This is a genomic window from Streptomyces sp. NPDC048258 (assembly GCF_043201995.1).
GTDB lineage: Bacteria > Actinomycetota > Actinomycetes > Streptomycetales > Streptomycetaceae > Streptomyces.
This window is the reverse complement of the sequence record NZ_JBICZH010000031.1, coordinates 42,341-57,741: the sequence shown is the minus strand read 5'-3', so window position 1 is coordinate 57,741 and position 15,401 is coordinate 42,341. Positions and strand designations below refer to the sequence as shown.

The 15,401-nt window shown below is 72.6% G+C and carries 13 protein-coding genes; 7 read left to right on the top strand and 6 right to left on the bottom strand.

What is annotated here, in order from left to right; genetic code table 11:
* Positions 1-183: 183 nt before the first annotated feature.
* Together ACGFYQ_RS38450 and miaB are read right to left on the bottom strand one after the other, a co-directional pair.
* Positions 184-891 carry a class III extradiol dioxygenase subunit B-like domain-containing protein gene (locus ACGFYQ_RS38450; protein WP_393751439.1) on the bottom strand — a complete coding sequence of 236 codons (708 nt, stop codon included), beginning with the start codon at positions 889-891 and terminating at the stop codon, positions 184-186.
* Positions 892-925: 34 nt separating this feature from the next.
* On the bottom strand, positions 926-2,443 hold the full coding sequence (gene miaB / locus ACGFYQ_RS38445; RefSeq protein WP_393751437.1) for a tRNA (N6-isopentenyl adenosine(37)-C2)-methylthiotransferase MiaB: 1,518 nt from the start codon (positions 2,441-2,443) through the stop codon (positions 926-928).
* Positions 2,444-2,526: 83 nt separating this feature from the next.
* Here miaB and ACGFYQ_RS38440 point away from each other — a divergent pair, with 83 nt between their 5' ends.
* The gene (locus ACGFYQ_RS38440; protein ID WP_393751435.1) at positions 2,527-3,522 is read left to right on the top strand and encodes a TAXI family TRAP transporter solute-binding subunit; all 996 of its coding nucleotides are present in this window, start codon (positions 2,527-2,529) and stop codon (positions 3,520-3,522) included.
* A gap of 72 nt (positions 3,523-3,594) precedes the next feature.
* Here the strand turns inward: ACGFYQ_RS38440 and ACGFYQ_RS38435 are convergent, their stop codons facing one another.
* Positions 3,595-4,611 carry an ROK family protein gene (locus tag ACGFYQ_RS38435; protein ID WP_393751433.1) on the bottom strand — a complete coding sequence of 339 codons (1,017 nt, stop codon included), beginning with the start codon at positions 4,609-4,611 and terminating at the stop codon, positions 3,595-3,597.
* A gap of 21 nt (positions 4,612-4,632) precedes the next feature.
* Positions 4,633-5,754, bottom strand: coding sequence for a LacI family DNA-binding transcriptional regulator (locus ACGFYQ_RS38430; RefSeq protein ID WP_393751431.1), 1,122 nt, complete (start codon positions 5,752-5,754; stop codon positions 4,633-4,635).
* A gap of 211 nt (positions 5,755-5,965) precedes the next feature.
* Here ACGFYQ_RS38430 and ACGFYQ_RS38425 point away from each other — a divergent pair, with 211 nt between their 5' ends.
* Together ACGFYQ_RS38425 and ACGFYQ_RS38420 are read left to right on the top strand one after the other, a co-directional pair.
* Complete coding sequence (locus ACGFYQ_RS38425) at positions 5,966-7,219, top strand: glycosyl hydrolase (RefSeq protein ID WP_393751429.1); 1,254 nt, start codon at positions 5,966-5,968, stop codon at positions 7,217-7,219.
* Between the two features lie 22 nt (positions 7,220-7,241).
* Positions 7,242-9,401, top strand: a complete 2,160-nt coding sequence (locus ACGFYQ_RS38420; RefSeq protein ID WP_393751427.1) for an endo-beta-N-acetylglucosaminidase — start codon at positions 7,242-7,244, stop codon at positions 9,399-9,401.
* A gap of 22 nt (positions 9,402-9,423) precedes the next feature.
* Here ACGFYQ_RS38420 and ACGFYQ_RS38415 read toward each other — a convergent pair whose 3' ends face one another.
* Together ACGFYQ_RS38415 and ACGFYQ_RS38410 are read right to left on the bottom strand one after the other, a co-directional pair.
* Complete coding sequence (locus ACGFYQ_RS38415; protein ID WP_393751424.1) at positions 9,424-10,836, bottom strand: ATP-binding protein; 1,413 nt, start codon at positions 10,834-10,836, stop codon at positions 9,424-9,426.
* A gap of 11 nt (positions 10,837-10,847) precedes the next feature.
* Positions 10,848-11,564: a response regulator transcription factor gene (locus ACGFYQ_RS38410; protein WP_393751422.1), complete on the bottom strand. Its 717-nt coding sequence runs from the start codon at positions 11,562-11,564 to the stop codon at positions 10,848-10,850.
* A 278-nt stretch (positions 11,565-11,842) separates the two neighbouring features.
* On the opposite strand from ACGFYQ_RS38410, the gene ACGFYQ_RS38405 reads away from it, so the two are divergent.
* The 4 genes from ACGFYQ_RS38405 to ACGFYQ_RS38390 all read left to right on the top strand — a co-directional run bounded on the left by ACGFYQ_RS38405 (position 11,843) and on the right by ACGFYQ_RS38390 (position 15,250).
* A complete protein-coding gene (locus ACGFYQ_RS38405; RefSeq protein WP_393751420.1) occupies positions 11,843-12,628 on the top strand; it encodes an amino acid ABC transporter ATP-binding protein in 786 nt (261 codons plus the stop codon).
* Between the two features lie 119 nt (positions 12,629-12,747).
* Positions 12,748-13,599 carry a glutamate ABC transporter substrate-binding protein gene (locus ACGFYQ_RS38400; protein ID WP_393751418.1) on the top strand — a complete coding sequence of 284 codons (852 nt, stop codon included), beginning with the start codon at positions 12,748-12,750 and terminating at the stop codon, positions 13,597-13,599.
* 83 nt (positions 13,600-13,682) lie between these two features.
* A complete protein-coding gene (locus ACGFYQ_RS38395) occupies positions 13,683-14,357 on the top strand; it encodes an amino acid ABC transporter permease (protein ID WP_393751416.1) in 675 nt (224 codons plus the stop codon).
* Complete coding sequence (locus ACGFYQ_RS38390) at positions 14,354-15,250, top strand: amino acid ABC transporter permease (RefSeq protein WP_393751413.1); 897 nt, start codon at positions 14,354-14,356, stop codon at positions 15,248-15,250. Before ACGFYQ_RS38395 ends, ACGFYQ_RS38390 begins: the two co-directional genes overlap by 4 nt.
* The last annotated feature ends 151 nt before the right edge of the window (positions 15,251-15,401 follow it).

Genomic DNA, 15,401 nt, shown 5'->3' with positions numbered 1-15,401 from the left:
GGGGGGAGGGCATCGCCAACCGCCCCCGGGGCATAGTCGCCCCACCACCACCCCCCGGGGGGCCCCCCCCCCCCGCCCCCGCCGCGGGGGGCCCCGGCGGGGGGGGGGGGGCGGGGGGGGCCCGGCCCCCGCGCCCCTTCGTCGTGTCTGCGGGGGTTTCGCGCTCTCAGGAGGCCTCTACGGCTACGACCAGGCGGCGACGAAGTACCCCACGCCGTACGGCGCGGCCTCGTACAGCAGGCGCCCGTCGAGGCCCGCGCCCTCGGCGGCGCCGGCCAGCACCTGCCAGGGGGCCCGGCCGGCGGCCTGGAGCTCGGCCGCGAGCTGTGCGTCGCATGCGGCGAGCGCGGCCACGTCGGCGGCGCCCAGGGCGCGGGCGGCGGCGTCGTCGAAGGCGGCGGCGCGCTCGTCGAGGTAGCCGGGGGCCTTCAGGGTCCGGCAGGCGCTGCCGTCGCCCATGACCAGCAGGGCCACCCGGGCGTCGCGCGCGGCGATCTGCCGGCCGGCTTCGAGGCACCGGGCGGTCTCCAGCGGCTCCCCGACCCCGAGCCCCTCGACGGGGGCGGCGCCCCAGCGTGCGCGGCGCAGCAGCCAGGCACCCACGGCGAGGGACGGGGGCAGCAGGCGCGGCCCTTCCTCGCCCTCCCCGAGCCGTACGTCGGCGTCGACGCCGAATCCGTGGAAGGTGCCGCGGGCGCCCTGCGGGTAGGGCCCGCGGTGGTCCTGGTCGGCGGCCCCGACCACGACCAGCAGGTCGGGCCGGGAGGCGGCGAGCACCGCGAGCGCGTCGGAGCAGGCGGTGCGGGCGTCGCCGAGTTCGGCGGCGGCCCCCGCGGCGACCTCCGGCACGAGCAGCGGCGGGGCGGGACAGACGGCAGCGGCTACGAGCATGATCCGCAGCCTAGCCGTACGCGTCCGTGGGGGGTCAGTCGATCGCGCAGCCCGAGGTCGCCGCCGGCAGCGGAGCCGGGACGCCCAGGGTCGGGATGCCGAGCATGACGCCCGCCGGCTGGGCCGGGGCGGCGTTGCGCTTCTCCCAGGCGTCGCCCGCGCGGGTGCGGCGTACGGTCAGGGTCGGCCCCTCGGCCAGCAGGTGGTGCGGAGCGGCGTAGGTGATGTCCACGGTGACCACGTCACCGGGGCGGACCTCCTGCTCGGGCTTCGTGAAGTGGACCAGGCGGTTGTCCGCGGCGCGGCCCGACAGGCGGTGCGTGGCGCCGTCCTTGCGGCCCTCGCCCTCCGCGACCATGACCTCCAGGGTGCGGCCGATCTGCTTCTTGTTCTCCTCCCAGGAGATCTCCTCCTGGAGGGCGACCAGGCGCATGTAGCGGTCCTGCACGACCTCCTTGGGGATCTGCCCGTCCATGTCGGCCGCGGGGGTGCCGGGCCGCTTGGAGTACTGGAAGGTGAAGGCGTTCGCGAAGCGGGCCTCGCGCACGGTGTGCATCGTCTGCTGGAAGTCCTCCTCCGTCTCACCGGGGAAGCCCACGATGATGTCGGTGGAGATCGCGGCGTGCGGGATGGCGGCACGGACCTTCTCGATGATGCCGAGGAACCGCTCCTGCCGGTACGAGCGGCGCATCGCCTTCAGGATCGTGTCCGAGCCGGACTGCAGCGGCATGTGGAGCTGCGGCATCACGTTCGGGGTCTCCGCCATCGCCGCGATCACGTCGTCCGTGAAGTCGCGCGGGTGCGGGGAGGTGAAGCGGACCCGCTCCAGGCCCTCGATCTGCCCGCAGGCGCGCAGCAGCTTGCTGAAGGCCTCGCGGTCGCCGAGGTCCGAGCCGTACGCGTTCACGTTCTGGCCGAGCAGGGTGATCTCCGAGACGCCCTCGGCGACCAGGGCCTCGACCTCGGCGAGGATGTCGCCGGGACGGCGGTCCTCCTCCTTGCCGCGCAGCGCCGGGACGATGCAGAAGGTGCAGGTGTTGTTGCAGCCGACGGAGATCGAGACCCAGGCGGCGTACGCGGACTCGCGGCGGGTCGGCAGCGTCGAGGGGAACGCCTCCAGCGACTCGGCGATCTCGACCTGCGCCTCCTCCTGGACGCGGGCGCGCTCCAGCAGCACGGGGAGCTTGCCGATGTTGTGCGTACCGAAGACGACGTCGACCCAGGGGGCCCGCTTGACGATCGTGTCGCGGTCCTTCTGGGCGAGGCAGCCGCCGACGGCGATCTGCATGCCGGGGCGCTTGGTCTTCATCGGGGCGAGCCGGCCGAGGTTGCCGTACAGCTTGTTGTCGGCGTTCTCGCGGACGGCGCAGGTGTTGAACACGACCACGTCGGCGTCGCCGTCGGAGCCCTCGGGCGCGCGCGTGTAGCCCGCGTCCTCCAGCAGACCGGACAGCCGCTCGGAGTCGTGCACGTTCATCTGGCACCCGTAGGTGCGCACCTCGTATGTTCCCTTGACGTCCACTGCCGTGCTCCGGTCGCTGCTGCTGGTCATGGAACAAGGGTAGGCGGTACCCGGGAGCCCTCCGGTCCCCTCGTCCCGTGACAGGACGGCGGGCGGGTGGCAGGATCGCGGCCATGCCTCTCGTACCGCCCCGGATCAGCAGGCGCCAAGCCCTGCGGGCCCTGGTGGCCGTACTCGCCGTGCTCGGCGTCCTGCTCTGGTGGCTGAAGCCCTTCGGGCAGCCCGAGCTCAAGGGCGAGCTGACCTTCAGCACCGGTGTCAGGACCGGGGTCTACCACCTGTACGGGCAGCTGCTCGAGCCGGAGCTCAGGCGGGACATGCCCGGGGTGAAGGTCCGGCTGGAGACGAGCGAGGGCTCGCAGCAGAACCTCCAGCGGCTGGCCGCCGGGGAGGCGGACTTCACGGTGGCGACGGCGGACGCGGTCGCCAAGTACCGGCAGGAGATGAAGCCCGGGGCGGACGACCTGCGCGGATGTGCGCGGCTCTACGACGACTACGTGCAGCTCGTGGTGCCGGCCGGGTCTCCGGTGCAGTCGGCTCGGGACCTGCGCGGCATGCGGGTGGCGGTCGGCCAGGCGGGATCCGGCGTGCGGCTGATCTCCGAGCGGCTGCTGACGGCGGCCGGGCTGGATTCGGCCAAGGACATCACCCCGGTGTCCATCGGCATCGACACCATGCCGGCCGAGCTGGAGGCCGGCCGGATCGACGCGTTCTTCTGGTCCGGCGGGCTCCCGACGAACGCGGTGCGCGAGCTGTCGGAGCGGTTCGACATCCGGCTCGTGCAGCTCGGCGACCTGGTGGAGGCGCTGCAGGCGAGCGGAAGCCCGGCGCGCTACTACCGGGCGGCGGTGATGCCGCAGGACGCGTACACGCGGGCGCGCAACACCAGCGCGGTGGCGACGCTGGCGGTGCCGAACCTGCTGGTGACCACGGAGAAGACCGACCCCGAGCTGACGGAGCGGTTCACGCGGACGGTGATCCTCAGCCGCGACCGCATCGGGCACCAGGTGCACGCGGCGCAGCTCGTGGACCTCCGGACGGCCATCTACACCGACCCCCTCGCCCTGCACGAGGGCGCGCGCCGGTACTACCGCTCGGTCAAGCCCTGACCTTCACGCCCTGACCGCTGCGCCCTGGCTTCACGCCCTGACCGACACGCCGTGACCGACACGCCCTGACCGTCACGAGGACGGCAGCAGCATGGTCGCCGCGGCGGCCGCGCCGATCAGGCCCGCGTGCGTGCCCAGGCTCGCCGGGACCACCCGCAGGTCCTGTACGAAGGACAGCGTGGCGTAGGCGGCGAGGTGCTTGCGGATCGGGGCGAAGAGGGTGTCGCCGGAGGCGGCCACGCCGCCTCCGATGACCGCGATGTCCGTCTCGACGAGGGTCGCGGTGGCCGCGATGGCAGCCGCCAGGGCGCGGCCCGCGCGGTCGAAGGCGGCCCGGGCGACCGGGTCGCCGGCCCGGGCGGCCTCGGCCACGCCCGCCGCCGTGGCGTCGCCACCGGGCTCCGCGGGGGTCCAGCCCTGGGCCAGGGCCCAGCGGGCGATGGCGGTGCCGGAGGCGATCGACTCGACGCAGCCGTGGCCGCCGCAGACGCACGGCTCCCCGTCGAAGGCGACGCTGATGTGGCCGATGTGACCTGCGTTACCGGTGGGGCCGGGGTGGAGCTGGTTGTTCAGGATGAGGCCGCCGCCGACGCCCGTGGAGACCACCATGCACAGCGCGTTCGCGTGGCCCTGGGCCGCGCCCAGCCAGTGCTCCGCCGCGGTCATCGCCACGCCGTCACCGGCCAGTACGGTCGGCACCTGCGCCCCGTCCGCCCCTCGTGCCCCGCGCGCCGCGAGCTCGGCCTCGACCCGGGCCTGGACCGGGAACTCCCGCCACGCCCCGATGTTGACGGGACTGACCGTGCCCCGGGAGGTGTCCACCGGGCCCGCGCTGCCGATCCCGCAGCGGACCGCGGACGACCACAGGGGCGAGCGGGACAGGTCGGCGACGACCTCGGTCACCGCCGCCATGACGGCGTCCGCGTCCGCGCCGCGCGGGGTCGGGCGACGGGTCGTGGCCGACATCGTGCCGTCGGGGTGCACCAGCGCCCCGGCGATCTTGGTCCCGCCGATGTCGATCGCCACCGTGAGGCCTGCGGTCGCGGCGCCGGCTCGCGGTGGGGCGAAGGGGGCGGTGGGAGTGATCACGGTGGCGGCTCCAGGAAGGGGTCAGGATTCAGTATGCGCCGCGGGCGCCGCCGTACTCTCGCGAGGCTCCAGCCGCGGCTGCTCGCTCTGACGCACCCCGGCCGGCCTTCCCGCGAGGACGGCGAGGAGTTCCTCGGCGGCGAGGCGGCCGAAGCCCGCGGTGTCCCGGACGAGGGCGGTGAGCCGGGGGTGGGTGACCCGGCAGAGCGCGGAGTCGTCCCAGGCCACGATCGAGAGCCGGCCCGGTACGGGGATGCCCAGCTCGGCGGCGACCGCGATCCCGGCGACGGCCATCACGTCGTTGTCGTAGACCAGCGCGGTGGGGGGCTCGGGCTCGGCGAGGACCCGGCGGGTGGCCGCCGCGCCCTCGGCGTCGGAGTAGTCGGTGACCACGGAACGCACCCGGTCGGGTCCGAGGCCGCGCCGTGCGGCCTCGGTCCGCAGGGACTCGATCCGGCGGGCCGTGTGGGCGAGGCCGGGGAGCCCGGCGATGTGGACGATCCGGCGGTGGCCCAGCCCGTGGAGGTGGTCCAGGACCTGGACCATGGCCCCGGCGTCGTCGGCCCGGACCGAGGAGAGGGGGTCCGCGGGGTGGGAGGGATCGTCGGAGGGGCCGCGGGAAGGGCCGTGGTGGGAGGGCGCCTCGCCCACCATGACGGCCGGCAGGGCCAGCTTCCCGAGGAGCTCCGGGCGCGGGTCCGTCGTACGGGGGTCGACGACGAGGACGCCGTCGACCCGCCGCTCGGCCCACCAGCGGCGGTAGACGGCGCATTCGGCGTCGATGTCCTCGACCACCTGGAACAGCAGGGCGGTCCGGGCGGCGGAGAGGACCTCCTGTACGCCGGAGACGAGCTGGAGGAAGAAGGACTCGACGCCGAGCGTGTGCGCGGGCCGGGCGAGGACCAGTCCGACGGCGCCGGAGCGCTCGCCGGACAGGGCGCGGGCGGCGCTGTTGGGCTGCCAGCCGAGCTCCTCGGCGACGCGGCGGATCCGGGCGCGGGTGTCCTGGGAGACCCCCGGCCGGTCGTTGAGCGCGAAGGACACGGCGCTCTCCGACACCCCGGCCTGGCGGGCGATGTCCTTGATCGTGGGTCTGCGGGCCATGGCCAGACCGTACGCGATCCCGCCCTGACGGACCGCCATGACTGGAATTCCGCTGTCCATTTCCCCGCAGTTCCCGGTGTCCGGCCACAACTAAAGCGCATTAGTTTCCCCAGGTTCCGATGAACAGAACCCTTGTGTCAACAGGGCTGAAGCGCATAAGTAGACGGGCTGGAGGCCCTGTTGACTTTCCCCATCCACACCGGCAGGTTGTGGCCCACCCGGTGAATTCCTCAGAACTCCAGGACGCCTTGTGCACGAACACGAGCTCCGATTCGGTGCCAACTACACGCCGTCCCGCGGCTGGTTCCACCACTGGCTGGACTTCGACCTCGACGAGGTCAGGGCCGACCTCGACTCGATCGCCGCGCTCGGGCTGGACCACATCCGCGTGTTCCCGCTGTGGCCGGTGTTCCAGCCGAACCGGACGCTGATCCGGCCGCGCGCGGTCGAGCAGCTCGTCGCGCTCGCCGACGCGGCCGCCGAGCGCGGGCTCGACGTCAACGTGGACGGTCTGCAAGGCCACTTGTCGAGTTTCGACTTCCTGCCCGCCTGGACCCGGACCTGGCACCGGCGCAACCTCTTCGCCGACCCGGACGTGGTCGCCGGCCAGGAGGAGTACCTGCGCGCGCTGGCCGCCGCCCTCGCCGACCGGCCGAACTTCCTGGGCATGACCGTGGGCAACGAGATCAACCAGTTCTCCGGCGCCCCCCACCCCGACCCCGACCGGATCACCCCGGACCAGGCGGCCCGCTGGCTGGAGCGGATGCTCGCCGCCTGCGAGGAGGGGGCGCCCGGACGGTTCCACCTGCACGCCGAGTACGACGCCGCCTGGTACCAGGACGGGCACCCCTTCACCGTCGCCCAGGCCGCGCGGCTGGGCGCGGCCACCGCCGTGCACTCCTGGGTGTTCAACGGCACCGCGCAGCGCCACGGCCCGGCGGGGACGGCGACCGAGCACCACGCGGCGTACCTGATCGAGCTGTCGAAGGCCTGGGCCCTGGACCCGCACCGCCCGGTGTGGCTCCAGGAGGTCGGCGCGCCCGCGCCGCTGATCGGGCAGGAGCGCGCGGCGCGGTTCACCGAGGCCACCGTGGCGAACGCCCTGGACTGCCCGGACCTGTGGGGCGTGACCTGGTGGTGCTCGCACGACGTGTCCCGGGAGCTCGCGGACTTCCCGGAGCTGGAGTACGGCCTCGGCCTGCTCACCAACGACCGCCGGACCAAGCCGGCCGGCGCCGCCCTCGCGCGGATCACCGCGGAGTGGCGGGGCCGCGAGCACCGGCCGCCCGTACGGTCCACCGCGCTGGCGGTCGACGTCGGCGGGGCCGGGACCGCTCCGCGGCGGTCGGTGTGCGCTCCCGGCGGCGTGTTCTTCGAGGCCTGGGCGGCGCTCACCGCGGACGGGGTGCGGCCCGCGGTGGTGCTGGCCGAGCTCGCCGAGGACCCCGCGCACCTTTCCGCGCGCGGCATCACCGAGGTGCTGCGCGTACCCGACCTGACCTGACGCCCCTTCCGGAGGAGCCCGCATGTCCGAGACCGGCAACGGAGTCGACCCTCGTACGGCCGTGCCCGCGCCCGCTTCCTCACGGCCGCCGACCCGCCGCGCGGTGCTGGCCGCCGGGGCCGGGGCGGCCGCGCTGCTGGGCGCCCCGGCCCTCGCGCCCGCCGCCTGGGCCGCGCCCTCCGCGTCCGCCGCCCCGACCCCGCCGACGTCGGCGACGTCGCCGACCCCGGCCGACCTGGCCCCGTACGCCTCCTACTGGTTCCCGGACTCGCTCCCGAAGGGTGCCCCCGGCCCCGGGATCGTGTGGCGCTCGCTCAAGCGGTGGACCCCCGAGAGCGACCCGGACCTCGCCCACAACATGGCGACCGTGCCGCTCGCACCGCGCTTCACGCCGGTGCCCCCGCACCCGGGCGCCCGCGCCGGCCAGGCCCGGATCGCCTCCCTCGTCTCCTTCGGGCCCACCGCGCGGAACCCGTCCCAGGGCTCGGCCACCGCCGACTACTACGCGCTCACGCACTGGGCGTACATCGACGAGCTGGTCTTCTGGGGCGGCTCCTCCGGCGAGGGCATCGTGCTCGCGCCGAACGCGCCCGTGGTCGACGCCGCCCACCGCAACGGCGTCCGCGTCCTGGGCAACGTGTTCCTGCCGCCCGCGCCCTACGGCGGCGAGCTCCAGTGGACCCGCGACCTGGTCCAGCGGGACTCCCTGGGCCGGTTCCCGATCGCGGAGCAGCTGGTGCGGGTGGCGACGGCGTACGGCTTCGACGGCTGGTTCGTCAACGCCGAGACCGACGGCGGCGACAGCGAACTCGCCTCCAGGATGCGGGAGTTCCTGCGGGCCCTGCGGGCGGCGGGCGAGCCGCACGGTCTGCGGATCACCTGGTACGACGCGATGGACACCACCGGCCGGGTCGGCTGGCAGGGCGCCCTCAACGAGCTCAACCAGGAGTTCTTCGAGGACCGTGCCGGGAAGGTCGCGGACACGATGTTCGTGGACTTCCGCTGGACGCCGCAGACCCTGGCCGCCTCCGGCGCGCTCGCGCAGCGCCTGGGCCGCTCCCGCCACGAACTGTGGGCCGCCGTGGACACGGAGGCCAACGGCTGGAATTCCGCCGTCCGCTGGGACGCGATCATCCCGCGCGAAGGTGAACACGTCGTCAGCTACGGCTTCTACCGGCCCGAGTGGACCCGCAACCACCTCACCGACCGCTCCCCCGGCGCCTTCCACCGGGCCGACGACCGGTTCTGGACGGGCGAGTCCCTGGACCCCGCCCGGCCGGCGCCCGAATCGGGCTGGCGGGCCCCCGCCACGGCCGTCGCCGACCGGTCCACGGTCACCGCGCTGCCCTTCGCCTGCGCGTTCAACACCGGGCACGGGGAGCGCTGGTACCAGGACGGCCTGGCCGTCTCCGACACCCCTTGGAACCACCTCGGGCTCCAGGACCGGCTGCCGGGCCGCCGCTGGGTCGTGGACACCGCCGGGGAGCGGCCCTCCGTGACCCTGGACTTCGCGCGCGCCTGGCGCGGCGGCTCCAGCCTGCTGGTCGCGGGCGCCCTGACCGCCCCGGCAGCCGTCGGACTGCACGCCACCCGGCTCCCCGTCACCCGCTCCACGGTCCTGGAGCTGGTGCACGCCACCGAGTCGGGCCCGGTCGCGGTGGAGGTCGGCGTGGCCACCCGCGAGCCGGCCGCTCCGGGCGAGCCGGTCCCGTACACCTGGTTCCGGGCGGACACCCTCGGCACGGGACAGGCCTGGTGCCGGGCGCGGGTCGGGCTGTCGGCACTGGCGGGGAAGACCGCGTACGGACTTGCCGTACGGATCACGGGGCTCGGGAAGAGAGCCGTGGCGTGGCGGCTCGGGTCCTTGTCGGTACGCGACCGCGCCGCCGGTCGGCGGCCGGCGTCTCCTGCCGCCCTGACCGTGGACGCCTCGGCCCGTCACGAGGACCGGGCGTGGCTGCGCCTGTCGTGGCGCCGGGCGGCCGGGCCGGTCCGGCACTACGAGGTGTCCCGCGTCCTGCCCGACGGCACCCGCCGGTTCCTCGGCGGCACCTGTGGCACCGCCCTCTACCTGGCCGCGGTCCCGCGCGCCGGCCGGGAGCGGGCGGCGGCCTTCGAGGTCCGGGCGGTGGACGAGCTGTACGCGCTCTCGGCCCCGGCCCGTACGGCCCTCGCCTGGTAGCGGCCCTCGCCCGGCAGGGGTGTCAGGAGGTGTGGGGGTCGGTGCGGGGCACGGACACCGTCACCCGCAGCCCGTGCGGCGGGTTCTTCTCGTACGTGAGGGACCCGCCGCCCGCGGCGAGCAGGGCTCGGGAGATCGACAGGCCGAGCCCGGAGCCCTTGATGTTCTGGTGGCGGCCGCTGCGCCAGAAGCGGTCTCCGACGCGGAGCAGCTCGTCCTCGGTGAGGCCGGGGCCGCGGTCGGCGACGATCACGCGGACGGTGCGCCCCGCCGCCTCGACGGACACCTCGACTTCCTCACCCGTGGGGGTGAACTTCAGGGCGTTGTCGATGACGGCGTCGAGCGCGCTGGACAGGGCTATCGGGTCGGCCCAGCCGGCGACGGCGGAGCGGCCCGCCTCCGTGAGCCGTACGCCCTTCTCCTCGGCGTACGGGCGCCAGGCGGCGACCCGCTCGGCGGTCAGCGCCCCGATGTCGGTGAGGCTGATCTCGGCGGAGGCGTGCTCGGCCAGCGCCAGGTCCAGCAGGTCGTCCAGGACCTGCGTCAGACGCTTGCCCTCGGCGCGCACGGAGGCGATCTCCTCGTTGCCCTCCGGGAGTTCGAGGGCGAGCAGCTCGATCCGCAGGAGCAGCGCGGCGAGCGGGTTGCGCAGCTGGTGGGAGGCGTCCGCGACGAACGCCCGCTGCTGCTCCAGTACCTCTTCCACGTTGTCGGCCATCTCGTTGAACGACCGGGCCAGGCGCTGGAGTTCCGGCGGCCCGCCGGCGGCCGCGACGCGCGAGTTCATCCGCCCGGTGGCGATCCCGTGCGCGGCGGCGTCCAGGGTCTGCACGGGCTTGAGCACCCAGCTGGTGAGCCTCAGGGCGGCGCCGAAGGCGACGAGCATGGCGGCGGCGAGCCCGCCCGCGATGAGCAGCCAGCCCCTGAGGATCCGGCCGCGCATCAGATCGGTGGGCGACTCGGTGGCGACGACGGCGACCACGTCCCCGTCGAGGACGACCGGGGAGGCGACGAGCAGTTTGCCGTGGGTCTGCCAGGGCCACACCTGCGGCGGGTCGTGGCTGCGCCGCCCGGCGAGCGCCTCCTCGAAGGCGCGGCGGCCCTCGCCGTCCTCGGGGAGCTCCCACCAGCCCGGTGAGCGGGCCATGGCGTTGTCGTCGCGCAGGAAGATGCCGACGCGGATGCCGTACAGCTCCTGATAGCGGGCGAGTTCGTGCTGGAGGGTCTCCTGGCGCTCGTCGGCGCCGGTGGAGCCGGAGCCCCGGGCGTCGACGACGAACTGGGCGAGGGCGGCGAAGCGGGCGCTGTCGTCGATGCGGTCGACGACGACCCGCTGCTGCTGTCCGGCGGCCAGGCTCACCGCGAGCGGGAAGCCGAGTGCGAGCAGCGTGCCCGCCATCAGGATGACGAGCAGCGGGAGGAGCCGGGCGCGCACGACAGGGCCCGCTAGGGGGCGGCCGGGGCGACGAGCCGGTAGCCCACCCCGCGGACGGTCTCGATGAGGGCGGGCATGCGCAGCTTGGAGCGCAGCGAGGCGACGTGGACCTCCAGGGTCCGCCCGGTCCCCTCCCAGCTGGTGCGCCACACCTCGCTGATGATCTGCTCGCGGCGGAAGACGACACCGGGACGCTGCGCGAGCAGGGCCAGCAGGTCGAACTCCTTGCGGGTGAGCGGTACGTCGGTGCCGTCGACGCTGACCCGGCGGGTGGGCAGCTCGATGCTGACGGGGCCGAGCCTGACGACGGCGGGGGTGCCCGTCCCGGTGGCGGCGGCCTCCTCGGAGGCGCCGGTGCGCCGGGCGACGGCGTGGATGCGGGCGAGGAGTTCGCCGGTGTCGTAGGGCTTGGTCACGTAGTCGTCGGCGCCCATGTTCAGGCCGTGGATGCGGGAGCGTACGTCGGCCCGCGCGGTCACCATGATGACGGGCGTGGCGGTGCGCTTGCGGATCTTGCCGCACACCTCGTAGCCGTCCTGGTCGGGCAGGCCGAGGTCGAGCAGGATCACCCCGTAGGGAGTGACGTTGGGCCGGGCTCCGGCGGGCAGCAGGGCCTGGAGGGCCTCCTCGCCGTTGCGGGCGTGGGTGACCTGGAAGCCGTGCCGGGCGAGGATCGCGGACAGGGCGGCGGCGACGTGGTCGTCGTCCTCGACGAGCAGCAGTCTCATGTCGTCCCCCTCTCCTTCTCTCGATCTTCGGATTCCGTACGTTGCAGGGCCACCCTGCATCCACGCCGATGCGGACGCCCACGTCAAGGGGGTTCCGCTCCGGCGCGTCTTCCGTTATCCACCCGGTACGACCGCACCGGGGGCCACGCCGGTGCCGCGCACGGAGCGTATCCGGGTGAGGCCGGATCGTTATGCTCAATTCTCCCTCAGATGTGATGACGTTGTGCACGTCACGTCACTACTGTCCTCCCAACCGAGGAGGACGGAGCAAGAAGCCGATGAGCGGAGTATCAGTGACCAAGGACGTGCAGGACGCGGCCGGTGCCGCGGACGACCTGGTCGTACTGAGCAACGTCAACAAGCACTTCGGCGCGCTGCACGTGCTTCAGGACATCGATCTGAGCATTGCCCGCGGTGAGGTCGTCGTCGTGATCGGTCCTTCGGGATCGGGCAAGTCCACGCTGTGCCGGACCATCAACCGGCTGGAGACCATCGATTCCGGCACCATCACGCTCGACGGCAAGGAGCTGCCCTCTGAGGGCAGGGAACTCGCCCGGCTGCGCGCGGATGTCGGCATGGTGTTCCAGTCGTTCAACCTGTTCGCGCACAAGACGGTGCTGCAGAACGTCATGCTGGGCCAGGTCAAGGTCCGCAAGACGGACCAGGCTGCCGCCCGCGAGAAGGCCGTGGCCCTGCTGGACCGGGTGGGTGTCGGTTCTCAGGCGGACAAGTACCCGGCGCAGCTCTCCGGCGGCCAGCAGCAGCGCGTGGCGATCGCCCGCGCGCTGGCGATGGAGCCGAAGGTGATGCTGTTCGACGAGCCGACGTCGGCGCTGGACCCGGAGATGATCAACGAGGTGCTGGAGGTCATGCAGCAGCTCGCCCGGGAGGGCATGACGATGGTGGTCGTCACGCACGAGATGGGCTTCGCCCGCTCTGCGGCCAACCGGGTCGTCTTCATGGCCGACGGAAAGATCGTCGAAGAGGCCACGCCCGAGCAGTTCTTCAGCAACCCGCGCAGTGACCGCGCCAAGGACTTCCTGTCGAAGATCCTGCACCACTGAGGGTCCGGTCTGGTAGTCATCCGGTGACGGACCACCGCCGGGCCGGTCTCCGCCGCCCCCGCATGCGCCCGTAACGCGTCGCTCGTCGTCAACAACGTCTCATCCGAGGGAAGTTCACCATGAAGATCTCCAAGGCCGCCGCGGCCGCGGCCGTCGCCGTAGCCCTTGCCCTGACCGCGACCGCCTGTGGCGGCAGCGACAAGGCCGCCAGTGACGGCGGTGCGTCCGGTGACGCCAAGAAGGACAAGGTCGTCATCGGCATCAAGTTCGACCAGCCGGGTGTGGGTCTCAAGACCCCCGACGGCAAGTACTCGGGCTTCGACGTCGACGTCGCCACCTACGTGGCCAAGGAGCTGGGCTACCAGCCCGACCAGATCGAGTGGAAGCAGGCCATCAGCGCCGAGCGCGAGAACCTCATCGCCAACGGCGACGTGAAGTTCGTCGTCGCGAGCTACTCGATCAACGACAAGCGCAAGGAGAAGGTCGACTTCGCCGGCCCGTACTTCCTCGCGCACCAGGACCTGCTGGTCCGCGCCGACGACTCGTCCATCACCAAGGCCGAGGACCTGAACAAGAAGAAGCTCTGCTCGGTCGCCGGCTCCACCTCGGCGCAGAACGTCAAGACCAAGCTGGCCCCCGAGGCCGACCTCAAGGAAGCCGCTGGCTACTCCGAGTGCCTCACCGGCCTGGAGAACAAGGCCATGGACGCGCTGACCACGGACAACTCGATCCTGGCCGGCTACGCCGCGCAGGACAAGAACAAGGGCAAGTTCAAGCTGGTCGGGCTGAGCCTGAGCAACGAGAACTACGGCATCGGCCTGAAGAAGGGCGACAAGGACCTCCAGACCAAGATCAACGCCGCGCTCAAGAAGATGGTCGCGGACGGTGCCTGGGAGGCGGCCGTGAAGAAGAACTTCGGTCCGGCCGACTACAAGGCCGAGCCGGCCCCGCAGATCACCGAAGGCAGCTGATTCACCGGTGAGGAGCGTCGCCGCCCGCCTGCCGCGGGCGGCGGCGCGCCTCACCGGCCATCCTGGGGAGAGCGCAGGGCATCGTGTTCGATTTTCTTGATTCCGGGCAGTACGACGTGCTCGGAGCCTTCTGGGTGACGGTTCAGCTCACCCTCTACTCGGCGGCCGGGTCCCTGGTCTGGGGCACCGTCCTGGCCGGGATGCGGGTCAGTCCGGTCCCGCTGCTGCGGGGCTTCGGCACCGCGTACGTCAACGTCGTGCGCAATACGCCGCTGACTCTGCTGATCATCGGCTGCTCGCTGGGCCTCAGCGAGACACTCGGCATCACGCTGGGCGGCGACACGTTCAAGGAGACCGGCTTCCGGCTCGCGGTCCTCGGACTGATCGCCTACACCGGCACCTTCGTCTGCGAGGCCCTGCGCTCCGGTATCAACACCGTGCCCGTCGGCCAGGCCGAGGCGGCCCGCGCGCTGGGGCTGAGCTTCTTCCAGGTGCTCACCCTGATCGTGCTCCCCCAGGCCTTCCGGGCGGTCATCGCACCGCTCACCAACGTACTGATCGCACTCACCAAGAACACCACGGTGGCGGCGACCATCGGCGTGGCCGAAGCGGCCCTGCTGATGAAGGAAATGCTCGAGAACGAGGCGCAGGCAGTCTTCGCCGTCTTCGCGATCTTCGCCCTCGGCTTCGTCCTGCTGACCCTGCCCACCGGCCTGCTGCTGGGCTGGGTGGCCAAGCGAGTGGCGGTGAAGCGATGACCTCCGTGCTGTACGACGCCCCGGGCCCCAAGGCCAAGGCGCGCAACTGGATCTACAGCGGGATCTTCGTCGTCCTGTTCGGGCTCGTCCTGTGGTGGGCGCTGTCCCTCATGGGCGAGAAGGGCCAGCTCGACGCCGACAAGTGGTCCCCCTTCGTCACTGACAGCCAGGTCTGGACCACGTACCTGATCCCCGGCCTGACGGAGACCCTCAAGGCCGGCGCGCTCTCCATGGTGATCGCCCTCCCGCTGGGCGCACTGCTGGGCATCGGCCGGCTGTCCGACCACGCCTGGGTGCGGGGGCCGGTCGGCGCGTGGGTGGAGTTCTTCCGTGCCATCCCGGTGCTGATGCTGATGCTGTTCGGCTCCGCGCTGTACGCACCGCAGTTCCTCGACGTCCCCTCCGAGATCCGGCCGTTCTACGCCGTGGTCACCGGCCTGGTCCTCTACAACTCGGCCGTCATCGCCGAGATCGTCCGGGCAGGCGTGCTCTCGCTGCCCAGGGGCCAGACCGACGCGGCCAAGGCGATCGGCATGCGCAAGGGCCAGACCATGGTCTACGTGCTGATCCCGCAGGCCGTCACGGCGATGCTGCCGGCCCTGGTCAGCCAGCTCGTGGTCATCCTCAAGGACACCGCGCTCGGCGGCGCCCTGCTCGGCCTCGCCGAACTGCTGTCGATGAACCGGCTGATCTCGGCGAACTACAGCAACACAATCGCGACCCTTGTCGTGATCGCGCTGATCTACATCGTGGTGAACTTCGCCCTCACCACCTTCGCCTCCTGGCTGGAGCGCTGGCTGCGGAAGTCGAAGAGGGGCACCGGCGCGTTCGTCGCCGCGGACGTGGCCGAAGTCGACGCGGGCGGCGCCGCCGGCGTGGGCGAGGCTCCCTGACGCCCGGTCAGTACACTGGCGTGACACCTGTGGTGCGGCGGGACTCATCCGCCGCACCACACGGCGTTGTCGCGGCCGGCGTCACTTGACGCAGGCACCTCCAGTGGGTTGCATACGTTCTGTGATCACATACCGGACACCGGGAGCCACA

What these genes read in the sequence shown, in the direction of transcription:
- ACGFYQ_RS38440 (WP_393751435.1), top strand. Translation starts at nt 2,527, where the DNA reads ATGCCTCTCGTACCGCCCCGGATCAGCAGGCGCCAAGCCCTGCGGGCC.
- ACGFYQ_RS38400 (WP_393751418.1), top strand. Translation starts at nt 12,748, where the DNA reads ATGAAGATCTCCAAGGCCGCCGCGGCCGCGGCCGTCGCCGTAGCCCTT.
- ACGFYQ_RS38430 (WP_393751431.1), bottom strand. Translation starts at nt 5,754, where the DNA reads ATGGCGGTCCGTCAGGGCGGGATCGCGTACGGTCTGGCCATGGCCCGC.
- ACGFYQ_RS38450 (WP_393751439.1), bottom strand. Translation starts at nt 891, where the DNA reads ATGCTCGTAGCCGCTGCCGTCTGTCCCGCCCCGCCGCTGCTCGTGCCG.
- ACGFYQ_RS38410 (WP_393751422.1), bottom strand. Translation starts at nt 11,564, where the DNA reads ATGAGACTGCTGCTCGTCGAGGACGACGACCACGTCGCCGCCGCCCTG.
- miaB (WP_393751437.1), bottom strand. Translation starts at nt 2,443, where the DNA reads ATGACCAGCAGCAGCGACCGGAGCACGGCAGTGGACGTCAAGGGAACA.
- ACGFYQ_RS38405 (WP_393751420.1), top strand. Translation starts at nt 11,843, where the DNA reads ATGAGCGGAGTATCAGTGACCAAGGACGTGCAGGACGCGGCCGGTGCC.
- ACGFYQ_RS38390 (WP_393751413.1), top strand. Translation starts at nt 14,354, where the DNA reads ATGACCTCCGTGCTGTACGACGCCCCGGGCCCCAAGGCCAAGGCGCGC.
- ACGFYQ_RS38420 (WP_393751427.1), top strand. Translation starts at nt 7,242, where the DNA reads ATGTCCGAGACCGGCAACGGAGTCGACCCTCGTACGGCCGTGCCCGCG.